The sequence below is a fragment of the Saccharothrix coeruleofusca genome (assembly GCF_017876325.1).
GTDB classification, from domain to species: domain Bacteria; phylum Actinomycetota; class Actinomycetes; order Mycobacteriales; family Pseudonocardiaceae; genus Actinosynnema; species Actinosynnema coeruleofuscum.
In genome coordinates this window covers 6,503,904-6,525,207 of sequence record NZ_JAGINV010000001.1, presented here as the reverse complement: position 1 = coordinate 6,525,207, position 21,304 = coordinate 6,503,904, and the positions used below count along the sequence as shown (strand labels likewise).

General features: G+C 72.2%; 22 protein-coding genes. 11 read left to right on the top strand and 11 right to left on the bottom strand.

Annotation, left to right across the window (positions count from 1 at the left end; translation table 11 throughout):
- Positions 1 to 145: 145 nt before the first annotated feature.
- Entirely contained in the window at positions 146 to 1,555 is a 1,410-nt protein-coding gene (locus tag JOF41_RS29985) for a M20/M25/M40 family metallo-hydrolase (protein ID WP_209623398.1), read from the bottom strand.
- 334 nt (positions 1,556 to 1,889) lie between these two features.
- Between JOF41_RS29985 and pdhA the strand changes: the two genes are divergently transcribed.
- The 3 genes from pdhA to JOF41_RS29970 are packed head-to-tail and all read left to right on the top strand — an operon-like array spanning position 1,890 to position 5,522.
- Entirely contained in the window at positions 1,890 to 3,083 is a 1,194-nt protein-coding gene (gene pdhA / locus JOF41_RS29980; protein ID WP_189221647.1) for a pyruvate dehydrogenase (acetyl-transferring) E1 component subunit alpha, read from the top strand.
- A complete protein-coding gene (locus JOF41_RS29975) occupies positions 3,083 to 4,105 on the top strand; it encodes an alpha-ketoacid dehydrogenase subunit beta (protein ID WP_189221648.1) in 1,023 nt (340 codons plus the stop codon). Before pdhA ends, JOF41_RS29975 begins: the two co-directional genes overlap by 1 nt.
- Before the next feature lie 13 nt (positions 4,106 to 4,118).
- On the top strand, positions 4,119 to 5,522 hold the full coding sequence (locus JOF41_RS29970) for a dihydrolipoamide acetyltransferase family protein (protein WP_209623397.1): 1,404 nt from the start codon (positions 4,119 to 4,121) through the stop codon (positions 5,520 to 5,522).
- Positions 5,523 to 5,526: 4 nt separating this feature from the next.
- Here the strand turns inward: JOF41_RS29970 and JOF41_RS38440 are convergent, their stop codons facing one another.
- Positions 5,527 to 6,921, bottom strand: a complete 1,395-nt coding sequence (locus tag JOF41_RS38440; protein ID WP_209623396.1) for a pentapeptide repeat-containing protein — start codon at positions 6,919 to 6,921, stop codon at positions 5,527 to 5,529.
- A 73-nt stretch (positions 6,922 to 6,994) separates the two neighbouring features.
- Here JOF41_RS38440 and JOF41_RS29960 point away from each other — a divergent pair, with 73 nt between their 5' ends.
- Positions 6,995 to 7,912 (top strand): MerR family transcriptional regulator, encoded by a 918-nt coding sequence (locus JOF41_RS29960; RefSeq protein ID WP_307867568.1) that lies wholly within the window; start codon positions 6,995 to 6,997, stop codon positions 7,910 to 7,912.
- A gap of 90 nt (positions 7,913 to 8,002) precedes the next feature.
- Positions 8,003 to 8,626, top strand: coding sequence for a LysE family translocator (locus JOF41_RS29955; protein WP_209623395.1), 624 nt, complete (start codon positions 8,003 to 8,005; stop codon positions 8,624 to 8,626).
- On the opposite strand, the gene JOF41_RS38435 is transcribed toward JOF41_RS29955, so the two are convergent.
- Positions 8,627 to 9,586, bottom strand: coding sequence for an NADP-dependent oxidoreductase (locus JOF41_RS38435; RefSeq protein WP_209623394.1), 960 nt, complete (start codon positions 9,584 to 9,586; stop codon positions 8,627 to 8,629).
- A 91-nt stretch (positions 9,587 to 9,677) separates the two neighbouring features.
- Here JOF41_RS38435 and JOF41_RS29945 point away from each other — a divergent pair, with 91 nt between their 5' ends.
- Positions 9,678 to 10,268, top strand: coding sequence for a TetR/AcrR family transcriptional regulator (locus tag JOF41_RS29945; RefSeq protein ID WP_209623393.1), 591 nt, complete (start codon positions 9,678 to 9,680; stop codon positions 10,266 to 10,268).
- 502 nt (positions 10,269 to 10,770) lie between these two features.
- Here JOF41_RS29945 and JOF41_RS29940 read toward each other — a convergent pair.
- Both JOF41_RS29940 and JOF41_RS29935 read right to left on the bottom strand, forming a co-directional pair.
- A complete protein-coding gene (locus JOF41_RS29940; RefSeq protein WP_209623392.1) occupies positions 10,771 to 11,985 on the bottom strand; it encodes an acyl-CoA dehydrogenase family protein in 1,215 nt (404 codons plus the stop codon).
- A 7-nt stretch (positions 11,986 to 11,992) separates the two neighbouring features.
- Positions 11,993 to 12,652 (bottom strand): SCP2 sterol-binding domain-containing protein, encoded by a 660-nt coding sequence (locus JOF41_RS29935; protein WP_209623391.1) that lies wholly within the window; start codon positions 12,650 to 12,652, stop codon positions 11,993 to 11,995.
- Between the two features lie 98 nt (positions 12,653 to 12,750).
- Here JOF41_RS29935 and JOF41_RS29930 point away from each other — a divergent pair, with 98 nt between their 5' ends.
- On the top strand, positions 12,751 to 13,416 hold the full coding sequence (locus tag JOF41_RS29930) for a TetR/AcrR family transcriptional regulator (protein ID WP_189221665.1): 666 nt from the start codon (positions 12,751 to 12,753) through the stop codon (positions 13,414 to 13,416).
- A 125-nt stretch (positions 13,417 to 13,541) separates the two neighbouring features.
- Here JOF41_RS29930 and JOF41_RS29925 read toward each other — a convergent pair whose 3' ends face one another.
- The gene (locus JOF41_RS29925; RefSeq protein ID WP_189221666.1) at positions 13,542 to 13,865 is read right to left on the bottom strand and encodes a hypothetical protein; all 324 of its coding nucleotides are present in this window, start codon (positions 13,863 to 13,865) and stop codon (positions 13,542 to 13,544) included.
- Between the two features lie 443 nt (positions 13,866 to 14,308).
- Positions 14,309 to 15,238 (bottom strand): alpha/beta hydrolase, encoded by a 930-nt coding sequence (locus tag JOF41_RS29920; RefSeq protein ID WP_209623390.1) that lies wholly within the window; start codon positions 15,236 to 15,238, stop codon positions 14,309 to 14,311.
- A 123-nt stretch (positions 15,239 to 15,361) separates the two neighbouring features.
- Between JOF41_RS29920 and JOF41_RS29915 the strand changes: the two genes are divergently transcribed.
- Positions 15,362 to 15,796 (top strand): MarR family winged helix-turn-helix transcriptional regulator, encoded by a 435-nt coding sequence (locus JOF41_RS29915; RefSeq protein ID WP_189221669.1) that lies wholly within the window; start codon positions 15,362 to 15,364, stop codon positions 15,794 to 15,796.
- Between the two features lie 2 nt (positions 15,797 to 15,798).
- Here the strand turns inward: JOF41_RS29915 and JOF41_RS29910 are convergent, their stop codons facing one another.
- Positions 15,799 to 16,638: a MaoC/PaaZ C-terminal domain-containing protein gene (locus JOF41_RS29910; RefSeq protein ID WP_209623389.1), complete on the bottom strand. Its 840-nt coding sequence runs from the start codon at positions 16,636 to 16,638 to the stop codon at positions 15,799 to 15,801.
- Entirely contained in the window at positions 16,638 to 17,954 is a 1,317-nt protein-coding gene (locus JOF41_RS29905) for a 3-oxoacyl-ACP reductase (RefSeq protein ID WP_189221671.1), read from the bottom strand. Before JOF41_RS29905 ends, JOF41_RS29910 begins: the two co-directional genes overlap by 1 nt.
- 84 nt (positions 17,955 to 18,038) lie before the next feature.
- Here JOF41_RS29905 and JOF41_RS29900 point away from each other — a divergent pair, with 84 nt between their 5' ends.
- A complete protein-coding gene (locus tag JOF41_RS29900) occupies positions 18,039 to 19,316 on the top strand; it encodes an acetyl-CoA C-acetyltransferase (RefSeq protein ID WP_209623388.1) in 1,278 nt (425 codons plus the stop codon).
- Here JOF41_RS29900 and JOF41_RS29895 read toward each other — a convergent pair whose 3' ends face one another.
- A complete protein-coding gene (locus JOF41_RS29895) occupies positions 19,317 to 19,943 on the bottom strand; it encodes an SIMPL domain-containing protein (protein WP_209623387.1) in 627 nt (208 codons plus the stop codon).
- A gap of 201 nt (positions 19,944 to 20,144) precedes the next feature.
- Here JOF41_RS29895 and JOF41_RS29890 point away from each other — a divergent pair, with 201 nt between their 5' ends.
- Both JOF41_RS29890 and JOF41_RS29885 read left to right on the top strand, forming a co-directional pair.
- Positions 20,145 to 20,291 (top strand): hypothetical protein, encoded by a 147-nt coding sequence (locus tag JOF41_RS29890; protein ID WP_189221796.1) that lies wholly within the window; start codon positions 20,145 to 20,147, stop codon positions 20,289 to 20,291.
- Between the two features lie 280 nt (positions 20,292 to 20,571).
- Positions 20,572 to 20,949, top strand: coding sequence for a PIN domain-containing protein (locus tag JOF41_RS29885; protein ID WP_209623386.1), 378 nt, complete (start codon positions 20,572 to 20,574; stop codon positions 20,947 to 20,949).
- Positions 20,950 to 20,955: 6 nt separating this feature from the next.
- Here the strand turns inward: JOF41_RS29885 and JOF41_RS29880 are convergent, their stop codons facing one another.
- A complete protein-coding gene (locus JOF41_RS29880; protein WP_209623385.1) occupies positions 20,956 to 21,174 on the bottom strand; it encodes a hypothetical protein in 219 nt (72 codons plus the stop codon).
- Positions 21,175 to 21,304: the final 130 nt, after the last annotated feature.

The window sequence follows — 21,304 nt, the reverse complement described above, 5'->3', positions numbered from 1 at the left end:
CGATACAGTGCACCGGTTACCGACGGGTTAGGACACCACTTTCGGCCTATCGGGCGTGTCGCTACCACCGTTCGCGGTAAAGATCCGGTGGCCGCCGCGTCCGACGGCCACCGGCACGGCGTCGGTACCGGCTCAGCGCCTGCTCTCAGCGCCGGGCGTGCGCGTCCAGCACCAGCGCCACCGCTTCGGTGACGCGGGCCGCCTGGTCCAGGTGCAGCCACTCGTCGGGCACGTGGCAGTTGCTGTCCGGCCCGACCGCCCCGGTCACCAGGAACTGGGCCTGCGGGTACGCCTCGTGCAGCAGCCCCATGAACGGGATGGAGCCGCCCAGCGACACGGTCCGCCACGGCGCGCCGAAGACCTCCTCGCCCGCCGTGTCCAGCGCCTGGCGCAGCCACGGGGCCAGCTCGGGCGCGTTCCACCCGTCGGCGGCCTCGACCCGGCTCAGCTCGACCTCCGCGCCGTAGGGCACGTCGGTGGTCAGCGCCCGGCGCACCGCCTCCAGCGCGGCGGCCGAGTCGGCGGTCGGCGGCAGCCGGAAGCTGAGCACCAGGGTGGTGGCGGGGCGCAGCACGTTGCCCGCGTCGTCGGGCTTGGGCAGGCCGTCCGCGCCGGTGATCGACAGGGTGGGCCGCCAGCCGCCGTTGAGCGCCAGCTCCACCTCGTCGTCGGTGACCGGCCGCGTCCCGCCCGCCCACGGCACCGAGGACACCAGCACGCCCGGCGCGCTGGCCACCGCCTCGCGCACCTCGGCCACCCGGTTGGCCGGGATCTCCACGTGCGCCTCGGGGATCAGCACCTCGCCGGTCCTGGCGTCCTCCAGCCGGTCCAGCAGCTGCCGCAGCACGCGGAACGAGCTGGGCACGATGCCGCTGGCCATGCCGGAGTGCTGGCCGCCCTCCAGCACCTTCACCGTCACCGTGACCTGGGCCAGGCCGCGCAGCGAGGTGGTCAGCCACAGCCGCTGGTAGTCGTTGCCGCCGGAGTCGAGGCAGACCACCAGCGACACCTCGCCCAGCCGGGCCTTGAGGTGCTCCAGGTACGCGGGCAGGTCCGGGCTGCCGGACTCCTCGCCGGTCTCCAGCAGCACCACGCACCGCGCGTGCCGCCCGCCCGCCGCGCGCACCGCCTCGACGGCCGCCAGCGCGGCGTAACCGGAGTAGCCGTCGTCGGCCGCGCCGCGCCCGTAGAGACGCCCGTCACGCACCACGGGCGTCCACGGTCCGAGACCGGGCGACCAGTTGGCCACCGGCGGCTGCTTGTCCAGGTGCCCGTACATCAGCACGGTGTCCTCACCGGCCGTGCCGGGCACGTCCACCAGCAGCAGCGGGGTGCGGTCGGGCAGCTGGACGACCTCGACGGCGGTGCCGGGCAGGTCGCGGGCGGCCACCCAGGCGCGCACGTGCTCGACCGCGGCGGCGAGATGGCCGTGCTCAGCCCAGCGCGGGTCGAACGCGGGCGAGATCGCGGGCAGCGCGACCAGGTCGGACAGGCTCGGCAGGATGTCGTCGTCCCAGAGGCCGCGGACGGTACGGGTCAGCACTGATCGGTCCACGCCCCGATCCTGTCACGCGGGCCGCGCCGGGGAGGGTGGCGGACGGCCGTTAACGATCGGTAACCGGGACAGGACTGTCCGCTCAGCGGACGTTCTAGTGGGATGGCCGATGGTTGGCCATCCGAGTGTTCCCGCAGTTCAGCACGCTTTCGGTATAGAAGCGAAGTGGGGCGGGTCTCACTAAGACGGGTGAGGCCATGTCAAGATGTGGATGAGAACACCGTCAGCGCCGACGGTTGTCGAACGTCCTCACAAGGGCGTCGGCGACTGGCGGTGCCGCCGCGCACGGTCGTCACGAGCGACCGGGCGGCCTCCGAGATGAGGAGCTAGGCGCATGTCGTCCCCTGAGAAATGGACGCCCCCAGGGCCCGGCGCCCCACCGGCGACCGCGGCCCGACCGACCGCGGAACAGGTGATCGCAGGTTTGCGAGCGACGGATGAGGGCGGCGCGGACCTGGTCCAGCTGCTGACCCCGGAGGGGGAGCGCGTCCAGCACCCCGACTTCGACATCGACATCAGCGCCGAGGAGCTGCGCGGGCTCTACCGCGACATGGTGCTGGTCCGCCGGGTCGACCGGGAGGCCAACGCGCTGCAGCGCAAGGGCCAGCTGGGCATCTGGGTGCCGCTGCTGGGGCAGGAGGCCGCGCAGATCGGCTCCGGCCGCGCGCTGCGCCCCGAGGACATGGCCTTCCCCAGCTACCGCGAGCACGGCGTGGCGTGGTGCCGCGGCGTGCTGCCGACCGAGCTGCTGGGCATCTTCCGCGGCACCGACCACGGCACCTGGGACCCGGTGGAGCGGCGCTTCCACCCCTACACCATCGTCATCGGCAACCAGGTGCTCAACGCCGCCGGCTACGCGATGGGCCAGAAGTTCGACGGCAAGGTGGGCGACGACGACGGCGAGGCCACCATCGTCTACTTCGGCGACGGCGCCACCAGCCAGGGCGACGTGCACGAGGGCTTCGTCTGGGCGGCGGTCTACGACGCGCCGCTGGTGTTCTTCTGCCAGAACAACCAGTGGGCCATCTCCGAGCCCACCGAGCGCCAGTCCCGCCTGCCGCTGTACCAGCGGGCGCGCGGCTACGGCTTCCCCGGCATCCGGGTCGACGGCAACGACGTGCTGGCCACCCTGGCGGTCACCCGCTGGGCGCTGGAGCAGTGCAGGCAGGGCAACGGGCCGGTGCTGATCGAGGCGTTCACCTACCGGATGGACGCCCACACCACCTCCGACGACCCCTCCCGCTACCGGCTGTCCGACGAGCTGGAGCTGTGGAAGCTCAAGGACCCGATCGAGCGCGTCAAGGTGCACCTGGTCAAGCAGCAGTGGGCCGACCAGGAGTTCTTCGAGTCGATCGAGCGGGAGGCCGACGCGATCGCGGTCGAGCTGCGCGAGTTCTGCGTGACCATGCCCGACCCGCCCGCCGGGCGGATCTTCAGCGAGGTCTACGCCGGGGGCAACCCCGCGCTGGAGGCCCAGCGCGACGAGTTCCTGTCCTACCACGCCGGTTTCGCTGGGGGTGAGCACTGATGGCTGCTCCGACGATGGACCGCACCACCCCGGCCGCGCCCGCGCCGGTGCGCACGCTGACCATCGCCAAGGCGCTCAACCTGGGGTTGCGCGCGGCCATGGAGGCCAACCCCAAGGTCCTGGTCATGGGCGAGGACGTGGGCAAGCTCGGCGGCGTCTTCCGGATCACCGACGGCCTGCAGAAGGACTTCGGCGAGCAGCGCGTGCTGGACACCCCGCTGGCCGAGTCCGGCATCATCGGCACCGCGGTCGGCCTGGCCATCCGGGGCTACCGGCCGGTGTGCGAGATCCAGTTCGACGGCTTCATCTTCCCCGGCTTCGACCAGATCGTCAGCCAGGTCGCCAAGCTGCACTACCGCACCCAGGGGCGGATCAAGCTGCCCATGGTCATCCGGGTGCCCTTCGGCGGCGGCATCGGCGCGGTCGAGCACCACTCGGAGTCCCCGGAGTCCTACTTCGCGCACACCGCCGGCCTGAAGGTCGTGTCGTGCTCGAACCCGACCGACGCCTACTGGATGATCCAGCAGGCGATCGACTCCGACGACCCGGTGCTGTTCTTCGAGCCCAAGCGGCGCTACTACGAGAAGGCCGAGGTCGACACCACCGCCGCGCCCGGCCCGCTGTACGCCTCCCGCGTGCTGCGCACCGGCACGGCGGCCACCCTCGTGGCGTACGGCCCGATGGTGCGCACCGCGCTGGACGCCGCCGCCGCGGCGGCCGAGGACGGCACCGAGCTGGAGGTCATCGACCTGCGCGCGCTGTCCCCGATGGACCTGGGGCCGGTCTACGAGTCGGTGCGCCGCACCGGGCGGCTGGTCGTGGTGTCCGAGGCGCCCGGCGAGTCCTCCATCACCGGCGAGATCGCGGCGAAGGTGCAGCAGGAGTGCTTCTACTCGCTGCAGGCCCCGGTGCTGCGGGTGACCGGGTTCGACACCCCGTACCCGCCGTCGAAGCTGGAGGAGGAGTACCTCCCCGACCTCGACCGGGTGCTCGACGCCGTCGACCGCTCGCTGGCCTGGTAGGGGGAGGAAGGGAATGCCGCAGTTCAAGCAGTTCCCCCTGCCCGACACGGCGGAGGGGCTGACCGAGGCCGAGATCCTCACCTGGCACGTCAAGCCCGGCGACGCGGTCGAGGTCAACCAGGTCATCGTGGAGATCGAGACCGCCAAGGCGGCGGTCGAGCTGCCGTGCCCGTGGGACGGCGTGGTGACCGAGCTGCTGGTCGAGCCCGGCCAGACGGTCGAGGTCGGCTCGCCGATCATCACCATCGACGTGGACCCGTCCGGCGCCGCGCCTGTCCCCGCGCCCACCCCCGCGCCCACCCCCGCCCCGGCTCCGGCCGCGGTGAACGGCGCGGTCAACGGGTCCTCCGGCGGCAAGATCGGCGAGGAGACGGCGGACGGCCGGATCGCCACGCTGGTCGGCTACGGCCCGAAGTCCGGCGCGGCGAAGCGGCGTCCCCGCAAGGGCGCGCCCGCCCCCGTCGCCGCCGCTCCGGCTCCCGCTCCGGCCCCCGCTCCGGCCCCGGTGGTCGCGCCCGCTCCCGCGCCGGTCGCCCCCGGCGGCCACGTGCCGCTGGCCAAGCCCCCGGTCCGCAAGCTGGCCAAGGACCTGGGCGTGGACCTGCGGGCGCTGGCCGGCTCCGGTCCCGGCGGGGTGATCACCCGCGAGGACGTGGAGCGGGCCGTCGCCCCGCCGCCCGCCCCGGCCGTCACCGTCCCCGGCACCGCCACCGGCGGCGCGCGGGAGCGCCGGGTGCCGATCAAGGGCGTCCGCAAGGCCACCGCGCAGGCGATGGTGGACAGCGCGTTCACCGCGCCGCACGTGACGGAGTTCCTGACCGTCGACGTGACCCCGATGATGGAGCTGCGCGCGCGCCTGAAGAACGCGCCGGAGTTCCGCGACGTCAAGCTCACGCCGCTGGCGTTCGCCGCCAAGGCCGTGGTCCTGGCCGTCCGCCGCACCCCCGACGTCAACGCGACGTGGGACCAGGCGGCGGGCGAGATCGTCTACAAGGACTACGTCCACCTCGGCATCGCGGCGGCCACGCCGCGCGGCCTGGTGGTGCCCAAGGTGCGCGACGCGGACCGGATGTCGCTGCGCGAGCTGGCCGTGGCGCTGGACGAGCTGGCCAACACCGCCCGCGAGGGCCGGACCGCCCCGGCCGACATGCTCGGCGGCACCATCACCATCACCAACGTCGGCGTCTTCGGCGTCGACACCGGCACGCCCATCATCAACCCCGGCGAGTCGGCCATCCTGGCGCTGGGCGCGATCCGGGACATGCCGTGGGTGGTGGACGGCCAGGTCGTGCCGCGCAAGGTCTGCCAGCTCGCGCTGAGCTTCGACCACCGCGTGGTCGACGGCCAGCAGGGCTCGCGGTTCCTCGCCGACGTCGGCGCGCTGCTCGCCGACCCCGGCGTGGCGATGACCTACTGACGACCTACTGGGGTTCGGCCGGAACGCCGGGGGCCTGCGGGCTCCCGGCGTTCTTCATGCGCCGCAAGGCTTCCACGAACCCGGCGGGCTCGGCGCCCTCGGCGGTCACCCGCAGCCCGGACGCGGCGACCCCGTCCGCCTCGACCGAGCACCCGGTGAACCGGCCGTCCGCGAGTCGGATCTCGGCCTCGGTGAACCGGCTGCCGCCGAAGCGGAACACGCAGTCCTCGGCCTCCACCGCGCGCAACCCGATCGCCGCCCACTCGTCCCTCCTCTTGCGCGGCTTCATCAGGTTCACCATGGAGAAGTCCACAGTGGACCGCTGCAGCTCCGCGGCGTCCAGCGCGATGGTCCCCACCCGCACCAGAACTTGGTAGAACCGGATGGTCGTGCCCCGCACCACCGCGCCGGTCAGGTCCACGGTGCTGCGGGTCAGCTCGGCGGTGGAGAAGTCGAGCAGCTCCCCGGTGAACTCGGCCTCGCTGAAGTCCAGCGTCGCGCCCTTGGCCGAGACCTCCACGAACGAGGTGACCGCCGCGGTGAACCGAGCGCCGCGGAAGCTGATCCCGCCGGTGAAGCGCGCGTTGGAGAAGTTCGCGCGGGCGCCGTGGAAGGTCGCCCCGTCGAAGGTGAAGTTGCCCTGGAAGACGCGGTTGGACAGGTCGAGGTCCTCGAACTCCACGCCCCGGAAATCCATCCGGACCGTCTCGGAGTCCCAGCCGCGCTCCCACACCCGGTCGAGCAGGGTGTTGATGATCTCCTGCCGGACCTCGCGCTCGGTGCGGTCCTCCGCAGGGTAGGGCGTGCGCAGGTAGCCGCACAGCACGTCCACGCAGATCTGCCGCTGCTCCGGCCAGTCGTCGGCCAGCCCGACCATCGCGTAGACGCCCGCCAGCCGCACCGCGAAGCTGTCGTGCCCGAGCTGCTCGGCGGCCTGGCCGTAGCGCTCGTTGAAGAACTTCGTGCGCTCGCGCTGCTCCTGCCGCGTGGCGATGACGTGCGCCGCCTCGGACAGCTGCTGCTTGCGGTAGCCCACCGCCAGCGCCACCACCCCGCCCAGCCCGCCGACGACCGCCAGCCCGATCTTGAGCAGGTCGAGCAGCTCCGCGGTGGTGAAAGCGGTGATGACGGGCAGCGCGGGCCTGCCGAGCAGCCAGTACAGCCCGCAGCCGGTCGCGGCGGCGAGCAGCACCGCCAGGAGAACCCACTTGACCAGCGCCCACGCCATCGGCCCCCTGGTGCCCCGCGGCGGTCGCGGCTCCACGACCGGGGGGCGGGCCTGCCGTCGCGGCGCGCGGAACTCCAGCTTGAGCGAACCCCGGTGGTCCGCCCTGAGCACCACCACCCACAGGGCGAGCAGCACTAGCAGTGACAACGCGGAGGGCAGGTAGGCGAGCACGAACGGCAATCGTGCCGGACCGGTCGAAAATGGGGTTGAAGTTCCAGTGACTGGAGAGTCGAAGGTGGTCCCCGTGAGGCACTACTACTCGATCGGCGAGCTGGCGCGGCTGACCGGGATGTCCACCAGGACGATCCGGTTCTACTCCGACTCCGGTCTGATCCCCGTGGCGGGGCGGACGGCGGGCGGGTTCCGCACCTACGACGTCGACGGGTTGGCGCGCCTCAAGCTCGTGCGCACCCTGCGCGACCTCGGCGTCGACCTGCCGACCGCGCAGCGCGTGCTCGCGAGCGAGGTGTCCGTCGCCGAGGTGGCGCGGGCGCACGCGGAAGCCATCGACGCGCAGATGCGCACGCTCCGGCTGCGCCGGGCCGTGCTGCGCGTGGTGGCGCGAAACGGGGAGGTGGAGATGGTGCACGAGTTGGCGCGGCTGTCGGAGGAAGAGCGGCAGGCGATCCTGGACGACTTCTTCGACGAGGTCTTCGGCGGCCTGGACCTCGATCCGGCCTTCGACCAGCGGATGCGGTCGGTGCGGGTGGAACTGCCCGACGACCCCACGCCGGAGCAGCTGGAGGCGTGGATCGAGCTGGCGAACCTGGTGCGGGACCCGGACTTCCGGGCCTCCATCCGGCGCATGTCCGAGCGCCACCAGGAGCTGCGGGCAGGCGGCGCGGACCTGTCCGGGCCGGACGAGGAGCAGACGCGGGTGTTCACCGACACCATGCGGCGGGTGCGCGAGGCGCTGGACGCGGGCATCGCCCCGGACTCGGCGCAGGCCGCGCCGATCGTCGCCGAGGTCGGTGAGCAGTGGGCGCGGGCCACCGGTGTGCCCGTCGGCCCGCAGCTGTGGCGACGCATGGAGGAGTTCGGCGACCCGAGGGCGGAGCGCTACTGGGTCCTGCTGGCCCGGATCAACGGCTGGCCCCCGGTGCCGGACACCTCGGCGGAACGCGCCTGGCTGCTGACCGCCGGGCGGGCCCACACCGAGTAGGACGGACGGCGCGGGGCGGCAGCCCGCCTGCCACCCCGCGCCGTCCGGAAATCCGGTGATCAGCGCCGCGCCGCGTGCCACGATCAGGCCATGCCGATCGACCCGCAGCTGCTCGCGGTCTTCACGCTCACCACGATCGTCGCCATGATCACGCCCGGCCCCGACATGCTGTTCGTCCTGGGCTGCGGGATGCGCGGCGGCCCGCGCGCGGGACTGCTGGCCACCGCCGGGGTGGCCACCAGCGAGGCCGTCCACGTGGCGGTGGCGGCGATCGGCCTGGCGGTGCTGTTCACCGCCGTGCCGGTCGCGTTCACCGTGGTCCGGGTCGTCGGCGCGGCCTACCTGGTCCACCTGGGCGTGCGGATGATCCGGCACCGGGACGACCCGCTGGTCGAGCTGCCCACCGGCATCTCCGGCCGCCGGGCCTACCTCACCGGCCTGGCCACCAACCTGCTCAACCCCAAGATGGTCACCTTCACCATCGCCTTCCTGCCGCAGTTCGTCGACCCGGCGCTGGGGCAGGTGTGGCTGCAGTTCGCCGTCCTCGGCGCGATCCTGATCGCCCTGGAGTTCGCCGTGGACGGCGCGGTCGGCGTGCTGGCGGGTCGCATCGGCGGCTGGCTGCGCCGCAGGCGGTCCGCGCGCCGCCGGATCGACACGGCCACCGGCGGGATCTTCATCGGCCTCGGCGTGCGGCTGGCCGTGGACCGGTGATCACACCGTGACGACGATCTTGCCGATGGTGTGCAGGCGGACGAAGTCCACGCACGCCTGAACCCCTTCGTCCAAGGTGTACCGACGGCCGATGGTGACCGGGAGGTCGCCGCGCGCCGCCTGTTCGCCGACCTCGCGCATCCCGCCGAACTCGCCGTCCAGGTCGAGCACGTGACGCAGGGCCACGTCGTCGCGGCCGTGCGCCCCCGGTTCCGGCACGGGGTAGGTGATGGTGAGGACGCGCCCGCCGGGGCGAACCGCCCCCGCGACGCCGGTCAGCCGGTCGCTCGGCAGGACCAGGTTGAACGCCACGTCGACCTCCGGGTACTCCCCGTACCCGATGAGCTCGTCGGCGCCGAGGGCGCGGAGCACGTCGGCGTCCTCGGGCTTCGAGGTCGCCACCACGTGCGCCCCGGCGGCGGCCAGCAGCGGGATCACCGCGGTGCCGACCCCGCCTGCGGCCCCGACCACCAGGACGCGCTCACCCGCTCGAACCTCGGCGGTCGCCATCAGCGCCCGCGCGGTCAGCCCCGTCGTGGCCAGCGCGGCGGCGTGCTCGGCGGGCAGTTCGGCCGGGCGGTGCGCGATCAGCGGGGTGTCGGCTTCGAAGACCGCGTACTCGGCCAACGCGCCGGTGCTCAGCGAAGGCCGCGTGGCGTTCGCGATCTGCCGCAGCACCCTGGGTATGGCCAAGCCGAACACCTCGTCGCCCACCCGGTAGGCCGTGACGCCCTCGCCCACCTCGCTGACCGTGCCCGCGAAGTCGTTGCCCGGCACGTGCGGGAACTCCACCGACACCACGTCGCGGAAGCCCCCGGCTGGCAGCCGCACGTCGGTCGGGTTGAGGGCCGCCGCGGTGATCCGCACCTGGATCTGCCCCGGTCCCGGCCGGGGCACCGGCACGTCGGCCACCTCGAACCGCTCGGGCGGTCCGTACTCCTTGGCCACCACTGCTCTCACGTGTCCTCCAATAAACGGACCATGCGGTCACCTTATGGTGGCGACGCTAGCAATAACCGGACCAGGCGGTCAACTTGTTAGGCTCCCGCTCATGACCCGGACTCGCCCGCTGCGCGCCGACGCCGCGCGCAACCGCGAGTCGCTGCTGGCCGCCGCCGCGGAGGAGTTCGCCGAGCACGGCCTGGACGCCTCGATCGCCGACATCGCCCGCCGGGCCGGGATCGGCAAGGGCACCGTGTTCCGCCACTTCCCCACCAAGGACGACCTGCTCGCCGCGATCGTGCTCGACCGCATCGGGGCGCTCAACGCGGTCGGCGGGCAGCTGCTCACCGCCACCGACCCCGGCGCCGCGCTGCTGGAGTTCCTCACCTTCGCCGCGCGCCAGCAGCGGCAGTTCGACATGTCCTTCCTGCACGAGGTGGGCGACATCAACCCCGAGGTGATCGCCGCTCGCGAGGAGATGTTCCGGACCGTGACGGCGCTGGTCGACCGCGCCCGCGAGCACGGGGCCGTGCGGGACGACGTCACCGGCACCGACGTGGTCCTGCTGATGTGCGCGCCGAAGCACGTCACCAGCTACCTGTCCGACCCGCCCCCGGACCTGTGGCAGCGGTACCTGGCCATCATCTTCGACGGGCTGCGCCCGCAAGGCGCCCACCCGCTGCCGCACCCCTCCCCCTGAACGAACCGGGGTACGGGTTGGCAGGCGCGGACGGCGGCGTCGCCTGGTGTGCTTCGGCCGCACCGCGCTGCCCGGCAGAATCGCCTTGCCAGATGCGCGGCGGCCTCAGGACCCAGGCACCGCACCGCCTCGTCGGGGCTTGGTCCTCGTCGCCGCCGATGGCGCGACGATCCGATAGAGCCAAGTTCGGCAGCGACGAGTTACACAGTCTCACCAAGCGTTGTAGCAGCTCAGCAACATGCGGACACTGTCATCCCGACATGCTTTGACCCATCTTTGAGGTCGCTCTGCGCGCTGTCACCTTTCCCAAAGGAGCCTCAAAGACATCCCTGCGTTAGCCGAGCTCGAAGCCATCGTGCGGGGTAGGTCGGTGCAAGCTGCAGAGTAACTACATGCACCTCTTGCCGTCCGGTCATGAACGAGCCAGAAAAGCGGAGGGCGGGGTCTCCCGCGTCCGAAGACCCCGCCCGTGGCTCCCCGGCAGCCGCCGGGGCAAATCAACTCACTTGATGTGCATCCCCGAGATGGCCCTGGCCACCACCAACCGCTGAATCTCCGACGTCCCCTCGAAGATGGTGAAGATCTTGGCGTCCCGGTGCATCCGCTCCACCGGGTGCTCCCGCGTGTACCCGGCTCCGCCGAGGATGTGGATCGCCCGCTCGGTGGCCCACACCGACACCTCGCCCGCCTTGAGCTTGGACATCGAGCCCTCGCCCGCCGTGAACGGCACGTTGTTGCGCCCCATCCACGCCGCCCGCCACACCAGCAGTCGCGCCGCGTCGATCTCCATCTTCATGTTGGCCAGGTCGAACGCGATGGACTGGTTCTCGATGATCTTCCGCCCGAACGCCTCGCGGTCCTTGGCGTAGTCCAGCGCGTACTCGTAGGCCGCCCGCGCCACGCCGACCGCCATCGCGCCGACGGTGGGGCGGGTGGTCTCGAACGTGGCCATGGCGGCCTGGCCGCCCGCGCGCTGCCCCTCGCGGGCGCGGGCCAGGCGGGCGTCCAGGCGTTCCTTGCCGCCCAGCAGGCACCGGCCGGGCACGCGCACGTCGTCGAAGAACACGTCCGCGGTGTGCGAAGCACGCATCCCGTGCTTCTTGATCTTGCCGGGGGAGGACAGGCCGGGCGTGCCGGGCGGCACGACGAAACCCGCCTGGCCGCGTGCGCCCAGGGTCGGGTCCACCACGGCGGTGACCACGTGGACGTTGGCGATGCCGCCGTTGGTGGCCCACGCCTTCTGCCCGTTGATGACCCACTCGTCGGTCTTCTCGTCGTAGACCGCGCGGGTGCGGTAGCCCGCCACGTCCGAGCCCGCCTGCGGTTCGGAGGCGCAGAACGCGGCCAGCTTCGGGTCGTCCTCGGTGCCGAAGCACTCGGGCACCCACTCGGCCAGCTGCTCGGGTTGGCCGGAGGCGAAGATGCCCGCTGCGGCCAGGCCGGTGCCCATCAGCGCGAGCGCGATGCCCGCGTCACCCCAGAACAGCTCCTCGGTGGCGATGGGCAGGGACAGGCCCAGGGGGTCGGCGAACCACGTGGCCAGCGACTCGAACCCGTACAGGCCGATCTTGGCCGCTTCCTGGATGACCGGCCACGGGGTTTCCTCCCGCTCGTCCCACTCGGCCGCGGCGGGCCGGATCACGTCCTTGGCGAAGCCGTGGACCCAGTCGCGCAGGTCGGTCTGGTCCTCGTTGAGCTCCAGCGAAAAACCGCCCATGGTCCCCTCACGCCTTCGGGATGTTGAACAGGCTCATGAAGCCGGCGGCGAAACCGAGGTCCCCCTTGACCTTCAGCTTGCCGGTCATGAACAGCACGGGGGCGGAAGCGTTGCCGGTGGCCAGCTTGAGGAATTCGACCGGGCCGACGGTCACGGTGGCGCGCGGCTCGCGCGTCGCGCCCTTGGTGATGGCGCACTGGGCGTTCTCGATGACCACCTCGTAGGAGTCGAGGCCGTCCTCGCCGAACCCGCCGGTGAGCTGGAGGTGGACCACGGCCCTGGTGGAGCCCGCGCGCTCGCTGCGGAAGTGCGCCTCCATGCGGTGGAAGACCTCGTCGAGGACGCGCTCGCGCAGGCCCGGTCGCGTGGTGACCGCTTCGACCTGGCCCTTGGAGGCGCGGGAGATGACGCGGGCGAAGTCGCGCGCGTCCATCGCGGACAGGTCGAGGTGGGCGGCGTTGTCGGCGAGGGCGACCAGCGCGTCGAGCAGGTCGGCGAACTCGTCCTCGTCGAGCTTCTTCGGGTCGATGCCCTTGGCCACGGCGTCGATGTCGAGGCGGGCCAGCGCCGGGTCGTCCGGCTGGAGCCGCCGGAGCCGTTGGAGTGCGGAGATCAGCTCCCGCGCTCCGAGTCCGGCGATCGCCTCGGTGGTGAGGTCGATGGTCATGTGGGCACCTCCGCTACCTACTGCCCGGTAAGACTACTGACGAGTAGGTTAGGCGGCAAGGGGGTTCGATAATCTTGGCGCAGCCTTCAGGGGGTGCGATGCACGCTGACCAACCGGTCCGGAACGGGCGAGCCAAGAGGCTGCCGCGCGAGGTGCGCGAGCGGCAGATCATGGACGCCGCCGTGGACGTCTTCTCGCGGCTGGGCTTCCACGCCGCGTCGATGGACGAGATCTCCGAGGTCGCGGGCATCTCCAAACCCATGCTCTACGCCTACCTCGGGTCCAAGGAGGAGCTGTTCGCGACCTGCATCCGCCGCGAGTCCAACCGGATGATCGAGGCCATCGCGACCGGTGTCGAGGCCGACCAGCCGCCGGACGTGCAGCTGTGGAGCGGACTGCGCGCGTTCTTCGGCTTCGTCGGGGAGAACCGGGCCAGCTGGCAGGTGCTGCACCGCCAGGCCAGCTCCCAGGGCGGCCCCTTCGCCGCCGAGTTGGCCGACATGCGCGGCCGGGCGATCGCGCTGGTGGCGACGCTGCTGGTGCACTCGGCGGACTCCCAGGACGTGCCGCGCGCGGGCGACAAGGAGGCCGAGAGCCTGGCCGCCGCACTGGTCGGCGCGGGCGAGTCGCTGGCCGACTGGTGGCTGGACAACCCGGCGGAACCGGCGGGCGTCGTGGCGGCCAGGCTGATGAACCTGGTGTGGATGGGCTTCGGCGACCTGGTGGCGGGCAACGTGTGGCACCCGCCGTCGCGGCGGTCCTGATCAGCCCCTGACGTCGGGACGCCGGAGCCACGACCCGTCACCGCCGTTTTCGCGGAACTGCGGGACTCTCCGGCGATCCACGTGCACAACGAGTCGCCGAAGCGGTTTCCGCCGATACGTACTGATCAGCTTCCGTCACGCTCGACCCGCGCGCTCGCGGAGCGCATGAACACGTCCGCGCGGTCCCCGAGGAGGCCCTCCGCGTTCAGGATGAACTGCAGCGCTGCCGAGAGGTCGTCGCGCACTTGGTGCTCCATGCTGTCGCGTTCTCCGGCGCTGCTGAAGGTGACCTCGTCGAGGTGGCGCAGAGCTGTCGCGCGCACCGCGTCGGCGTCCAGCACCGTGACGACGGCGTCCACCGAGATCCGGTAGCGCTCACCGTTCTCCAGAACGTTCTTGAGCTGGGACTTTTCGGTTTCGGTGGTGGGCAATGGCCGTGATGTGGTCATATTTCCTAAAACTACCCAGGCCGCCCCGTCGCGACTATCCGGAAGATTCCCTAGGGGGTGTCCCCGAAGCGGGTCGGGCTGATTTTCCTTTTACCTCCGGCCGTGTGCGGATGTCTTGGGACGGCTGGTGAGCGGTGGCGCTCTGACCACAGGGCGCGCATACGCTCGGTAAGTTCTCAGATGGGGTTCACGAATGACCGCCGCAAAGTGGGACGTCCTCTCTGCCCGTTCAACGGCCATGGGGCGGGCCCGGGACGAGCCGCGCACCCCCATGCGCCGGGTCGAGGAATTGCGCCCGCAGGTGCGGGAGATCGTCGCGGAGCTGATCGACACATACGGGACAGTGGCGTGCCCGTCGACGACCGGCACATGATCCAGGCGTGGAGCGACGCCCCGAAGGCCCCTCCGCGGAGGGGCCTTCGGGGCGCTCTAATCCAAGGGGCTCAGGAAAGCGCCTTCTTCAGGACCGAGATGGCCTGGTCGATCGCGGCCTCGGCGGCGTTGGTGCCGCGCAGCGCGTTCAGCATCACGAAGTCGTGGATCGCGCCCTGGTACCGGACCGCGGTCACCGGCACGCCCGCCTCGCGCAGCTTGTTGGCGTAGGCCTCGCCCTCGTCGCGCAGCACGTCGGCCTCGGCGGTGATCACCAGGGCGGCGGGCAGGCCCGCCAGGTCCTCGGTGGTGGCGCGCAGCGGCGACGCGGTGATCTCGGCGCGCTGGGCGGGGTCGGTGGTGTACTGGTCCCAGAACCACTGCATGGCGTCGCGGCGCAGGAAGTAGCCCTCGGCGAACTCGTGGTAGGACGGCGTGTCGAAGGACGCGTCGGTCACCGGGTAGAACAGCACCTGCTGGGTGAAGGTCACGTCGCCGCGCCGCTTGGCCAGCAGGGTCAGCGCGGCGGCCATGTTGCCGCCGACCGAGTCGCCCGCCACGGCCAGCCGGGAGGCGTCCAGGCCGTGCTGGGCGCCCTCGGTGGTGATCCACCGCGCCACCGAGTACGACTCCTCCAGCGCCACCGGGTAGTGGACCTCGGGCGAGAGGCTGTAGTCGGGGAAGACGACCGCCGCGCCGGTGCCGACGGCCAGTTCGCGGACCAGGCGGTCGTGGGTGTGGGCGTTGCCGAACACCCAGCCCGCGCCGTGGATGTAGAGCACGACCGGCAGCGGGCCGGTGGCGTCGACCGGGCGGACGAGGCGCACCGGGACGGAGCCGACGGTCACCCACTCCTCGGCGACCTCGGGCTTGGCGATGTCGCCGGACTGCACGCCGTCGACGGTCTTGCGGCCCTCGACCGGGCCGAGGTCGAACAGGTAGGGCGGGTTGGCGGTGGCGGCGGCGAACTCGGCGGCGGCGGGTTCGAGGGTGACGCTCATGATCGGCTCCTCCGGGGTGGTGGTGCTCCGTGCTGACAAGAACAAAGCTAGCGCGCAATTACATCGTGCACAACTTAATCGGGCACGGGTGTACTGTGGTCTCAGTCACCGGAGGAGGACACCATGGACGACGAGTTCACCCTGGAGCTGGACGACCAGCTCTGCTTCGCCCTCTACGCGGCCTCGCGCGTGATCACCGCGCGGTACCGGCCGCTGCTGGACGACCTGGGCCTGACCTACCCGCAGTACCTGGTGCTGCTGGTGCTCTGGGAGCGCGGCGCGGTGCCGGTCAAGGACCTCGGTGCGGCCCTCCAGCTCGACTACGGCACGCTGTCGCCGCTGCTCAAGAGGCTGGAGGCGAACGGCCTGGTGCGCCGCGAGCGCCGCCCGGAGGACGAGCGCTCGGTCATCGTCGCGCTCACCGACGACGGCGTGGCGCTGCGCGAGCGCGCGGCGGCCGTGCCGCCGGTCATCGGCGACGCGATGGGGCTGAGCAAGGAGCAGACCGCGCAACTGCGCGGCCTGCTGCGCACGCTCACCGACAACGTCAGCCGCTGAGATCAGCCGCTGACGGTGCCCTCCAGGGAGGGCTTGCCGCCGCTCCACACGCTGAACCGCCAGCCGTCCGCCGTGGGCCGCGCGGCGAAGTCGGCGCGGGCGGGCAGCGGTAGGGGCGCCTTGAACCGCACGTCCACCGCGCAGGCGTCGGGCAGCCTGCCCGCCAGCGCGGCCAGGCACCGCGCCTTGGTCCACATCCCGTGCGCGATGGCCCGTGGGAAGCCGAACGCCCGCGCGGCCAGCGGGTGCAGGTGGATCGGGTTGCGGTCACCGGAGACCGCCGCGTAGCGCCTGCCGGTGTCGGCGGGCACCCGCCACGAGGCGGTCGGCCGGGGCGGCTGCGGGCGCTCGCCCGCCGCACCGCCGGTCCCGCCACCGGTCCCGCCACCGGTCCCGCTACTGCGGCGCAGATAAGTCGACACGTCGACCCACACCGCCTCGCCGTCCACCGACGCCGTGGTGACCACGTCGAACTGCCTGCCGCGTTCGTGCGGGCGCAGGTTCTCCGCGCGCACCACCAGCTCCAGCGGCTCGGACGCGAGCAGCGGGCGCGTGCGGGTGATCCGGTTGGCCACGTGCACCAGCCCCGGCAGCGGGAACGGGAAGTCCGCGCCGGTCATCAGCTCGACGTGCAGGGGGAACGCGAGCACGTGCGGGTAGGTCGGCGGCAGCTCGTCGCGCACGCCGAACCCGCAGACCCGGCCGTACGCGGCGAGGTGCGCCCGGTCGACCTCCGCCTCGGCGGTGAGCACCGCGTCGGGCAGCGCGTCGGACGAGGTGTCGCCGCGCTTGGCCGGCGCGGTCACCGCCGCCTTCGCGTACAGCCACGTCAGGCCGGCCATCACGCCCCCAGCAGGCTCTGCCCGCACACCCGCACGACGTTGCCGGTGACGCCGGTCGACGCGGGGTGGGCGAACCACGCGACCGTCTCCGCCACGTCCACCGGCAGCCCGCCCTGGGACAGGCTGTTCATCCGCCGCCCGGCCTCGCGGATGAGCAGCGGCACGGCGGCGGTCATCCTGGTCTCGATGAACCCCGGCGCGACGGCGTTGACCGTGGCCCGGCCCGCCAGCTCGGCGGAGAGCTGGTCCACCATGCCGATCACGCCCGCCTTGGTGGTGGCGTAGTTGGTCTGGCCGACGTTGCCCGCGATGCCCGCGATGGACGACACGCCGATGACGCGGCCGTTGGACCGCAGCGCGCCCGCCTCGACCAGCGCCGCGTTGACCCGCTCCTGGGCGGCCAGGTTCACCTCGATCACCGCGTCCCAGCCGGCGGCGTCCATGCGGCCCAGCGTGCGGTCGCGGGTGATGCCCGCGTTGTGCACGACGACGTCCACGCCGCCGTGGCGCTGGGTGAGGTGGTCGACGATGCGGCCGGGGGCGGTGGCGGAGGTGATGTCGAGCTGGAGCGCCGACCCGCCGACCCGGTTGGCCACCTCGGACAGCTCGGCGCCCTGCGCGGGCACGTCCAGGCACACCACGTGCGCGCCGTCGCGGGCGAGCACCTCGGCGATGGCCGCGCCGATGCCCCGCGACGCGCCGGTGACCAGGGCGACCTTGCCCGCCAGCGGCCGGTCCCAGTCCTCCGGCCGCTCGACCTCGGCCGCGCCGATCCGGACGACCTGGCCGGAGACGTAGGCGGACCGGCCGGAGAGCAGGAACCGCAGAGTGGACTCCACGCCGCCTTCCGCGCCCTCGGCGACGTGGACGAGCTGGGCCGTGCCGCCGCGCTTGAGCTCCTTGCCCACGCTGCGCGTGAAGCCTTCCAGCGCGCGTTGCGCGATCCGGGAGGCGGCCTGCTCCGGTGGCGTGCCCAGGACGACGACGCGCCCGCACGGGCCGAGCTTGCGGATCACCGGGTGGAAGAAGTCGTACAGCTCGCGCAGCCGCTCGGTGCTGTCGATGCCGGTGGCGTCGAAGACGAGCGCGGCGTAGCGGTCGGCGTCGGTCGCCGGGACCGCCGTGTCCAGGCCGGCCGACGTGAGCACGGCGCGCACCGGTTCCACGAGGCGACCGCCGCCGCCGAGCAGCACCGGCCCGTCCAGGGGCGGCCGGTCGGGCGAGTGGCGGCGCAGCGGGTGCGGGTTGGGCAGGCCGAGCTTGCCCACCACGAACCGCCCGATCGCGGACTGGGCGAACGACTGGTACCGATCCATGGGCACATCACACTCCCTACTGACTGGTAAGTCTACTGGTGAGTAGGTAGTCTGGCGGGCACAGCCCCGCACCCGGAGGACGACATGCCCAGCACCCGGCGAGTTGCCATCCTCGGCGGCAACCGCATCCCGTTCGCCCGGTCCAACGGCCCCTACGCCACCGCGTCGAACCAGGACATGCTCACCGCCGCGCTGGACGGCCTGGTCAGCCGCTTCGGGCTGCGCGGCGAGCGGCTGGGCGAGGTCGTCGCGGGCGCGGTGCTCAAGCACAGCCGGGACTTCAACCTCGTCCGCGAAGCCGTCCTGGGCAGCAAGCTGTCCGCCGAAACCCCCGCCTACGACATGCAGCAGGCGTGCGGCACCGGCCTGCAGGCGGTCATCGCGGTGGCCAACAAGATCGCCCTCGGGCAGATCGACTCCGGCATCGCGGGCGGCGTGGACACCACCAGCGACGCGCCCATCGGCGTCAACGAGGGCCTGCGCTCGGTGCTGCTGGAGTTCAACCGGGCCCGCGGCGTCGGGGCGCGGCTCAAGCTGCTGACCAAGCTGCGGCCCAAGCACGTCATCCCCGAGCTGCCGCGCAACGGCGAGCCGCGCACCGGCCTGTCCATGGGCGAGCACGCGGCGATCACCGCGCGGGAGTGGGGCATCGGCCGCGCCGAGCAGGACGAGCTGGCCGCCGCCAGCCACCGCAACCTCGCCGCCGCCTACGACCGGGGCTTCTTCGACGACCTGGTGACCCCCTTCCAGGGCCTGACCAGGGACCAGAACCTGCGGCCGGACTCCTCGGCGGAGCGGCTGGCCGAGCTCAAGCCGGTGTTCGGCAAGGGCGAGGGCGCGACCATGACGGCGGGCAACTCCACCCCGCTGACCGACGGCGCGTCCGCCGTGCTGCTGGCCAGCGAGGAGTGGGCGGCCCAGCGGAAGCTGCCCGTGCTGGCCTACCTGACCTTCACCGAGACCGCCGCGGTCGACTACGTGCACGGCGGCGAAGGGCTGCTCATGGCCCCCGCCTACGCCGTGCCCAGGATGCTCGCCCGCGCCGGGCTCACCCTGCGGGACTTCGACTTCTACGAGATCCACGAGGCGTTCGCGTCGCAGGTGCTGGCCACCCTCAAAGCGTGGGAGGACGCCGAGTTCTGCAAGGCCAAGCTGGGCCTGGACGCACCGCTGGGGTCCATCGACCGGGCGAAGCTCAACGTCAACGGCTCCTCGCTGGCCGCAGGTCACCCGTTCGCGGCGACAGGCGCCCGGATCGTGGCCACGCTGGCCAAGCTGCTGGCCGAGAAGGGCTCGGGACGCGGCCTGATCTCGATCTGCGCGGCGGGCGGCCAGGGCGTCACGGCCATCGTCGAGCGGTAGTCAGTCCAGCAACGACCAGGACGCGGTGCAGCGGACCGTCACCACGATCCGCTGGGCCTCCAGGTTGAGCTGGTCCATGCGCGGCGGCTCGCCCGGCGAGCCGCCTGCGCCGAAGGCCATCACGCGGCTCGCGCCCTCGGCCGCCCACACCTCGCCGTCGCCGTCGGACAGCCGCAGCAGCACGCCCAGCCGGACGCCCAGCGCCTCGGCGTAGCCCTCGGCGCGGCGGCGGGCGTCGGCCACGGCCGCGCGCTGCGCCTCGCGGACGGCGTCGGCGTCCTCGGCCAACTCCCAGGTCGGGCCGTTGAGCCAGGTGGGCTCGGCCCCCACGAGCGCGCCGAGCAGGTCGTCCAGGCCGGTCAGGTCGGTCACCCGCAGCACGTACCGCTGCACCGCGCGGGCACCCGAGCGCCGCTGGCCGTCCCAGTTGTCGTGCACCGACAACTGCCGCGTGCGCACCTCCACCCCGTCGCGCCGCAACAGCGGCTCGACGGCGGAAACGCGCTCGGTCAGCGCGCGCGCCGCCTCGTCGCGGGTCGCGCCAGCCGCCTCGAAGCTCACGTCCACCTGCGCGCGGTCGGCGGTCCGCTCGACCCTGCCCACGCCCTTGGTCACCACCTCGGCCATCGGGCCAGCCAACCGATCCGGCGGGCCGCGCGCAAGCCGTCACCCGCGCTGAGCGGGCAGGAGAATCGTCGGCGCTGAGGCCGTAGCTGCCGGGGATTCGCCGGCTTGTGCCCCAACTCACCGGATAATCGGGTGCATCGCGCGTCCTGAAGGTGCATACTTGAGGCACAGCACCGAGAAGACTTGAGAGGGATGAACCCCGTGAACTTCACTGCGAAGCTCCGCGCTCGTCGTGTCGAGGCTCGCAACCGCAAGGCCGTCGCTCGCGCGATCGACACGGCGCCCACCCCGGCGATGCGGCACGAGCTGATCGCCATCGCGCAGTCCCAGGTCGCCAACCTGCGCTGACCCCTCCCGCGCCGAACCCTCGCGCGAGGTGACCGCCCGATCGACACCGGGCGCGCCCCCGAGTCACCCGCGCGAACCTCCTTGGGGGAACAGCACGAGCCCCTGCCGCACCTCCCGCGCGGCAGGGGCTCGCTGCTGTCCGGAGAGTGATCTGGAGCACACCGTGTGGGTTCTGTAACAGTCCGCGGTGGTGTCTCGATGAAGCAGGTGGCCCCGTGGTGCTGTCAGCCCCCCGACCTGGCAGCACCCGGGGTTTTCCCATGTCCGGGACCATGGGGCGGTGACTTCCCCGCTCCTGGTCGTGGACGCGGCCAACGTGGTCGGCTCGGTGCCCGACGGCTGGTGGCGCGACCGCGCGGGTGCGGTCGCGCGGCTGCGCGACTCCCTGGTCCCGCTCGCCTCCGCCGGTCTGCCCCGCTTCGCCCCCGGCCCGCTGGAGGTCGTCCTCGTGGTCGAGGGCGAGGCCCGCGGCGTCCCGCCGGTCCCCGGCGTGCGGGTGGTCTCCGCGCCGGGGTCCGGCGACGACGCGATCGTGGAGGTCGTCCGGTCCGAAGGCGCGGGCCGAACCGTCGCGGTGGTCACCGCCGACCGCGCCCTGCGGGCCCGCGTGACCGCGCTGGGCGCGGCCACCCTGGGGCCGCGCTCCGTGCGCCGCTGAGGTCGGTCAGGGCATCACCCGCTCCTCCTCGGCCTCCGGGCGCGACTCGTTCTCCCTGATCCAGTCGAGGGCGCTGCCCGTCTTCTGGTGCAGCCGCTCCAGCGCCGCGTGGCTCAGCAGCAGGTCCAGTTGCCCCTGACCGAGGTTGAGTTCGACGTTGTCGAGCGTCGCCGTGCACTTCATCGGCGTCTCGCCGGTGATCGTGAAGCACGACGAAGAAGACATTCCGTGCAGCTGGTTTTCCATGAGCGCCCTTTCGGCAGCGGGGTTTCACCGATGTTCGGCACGTTAGCAGCGCACGTGCTTAGTTGACTCGCCACGATTGGGTGATCTTATTGTGGGTCGATTGCCCAAT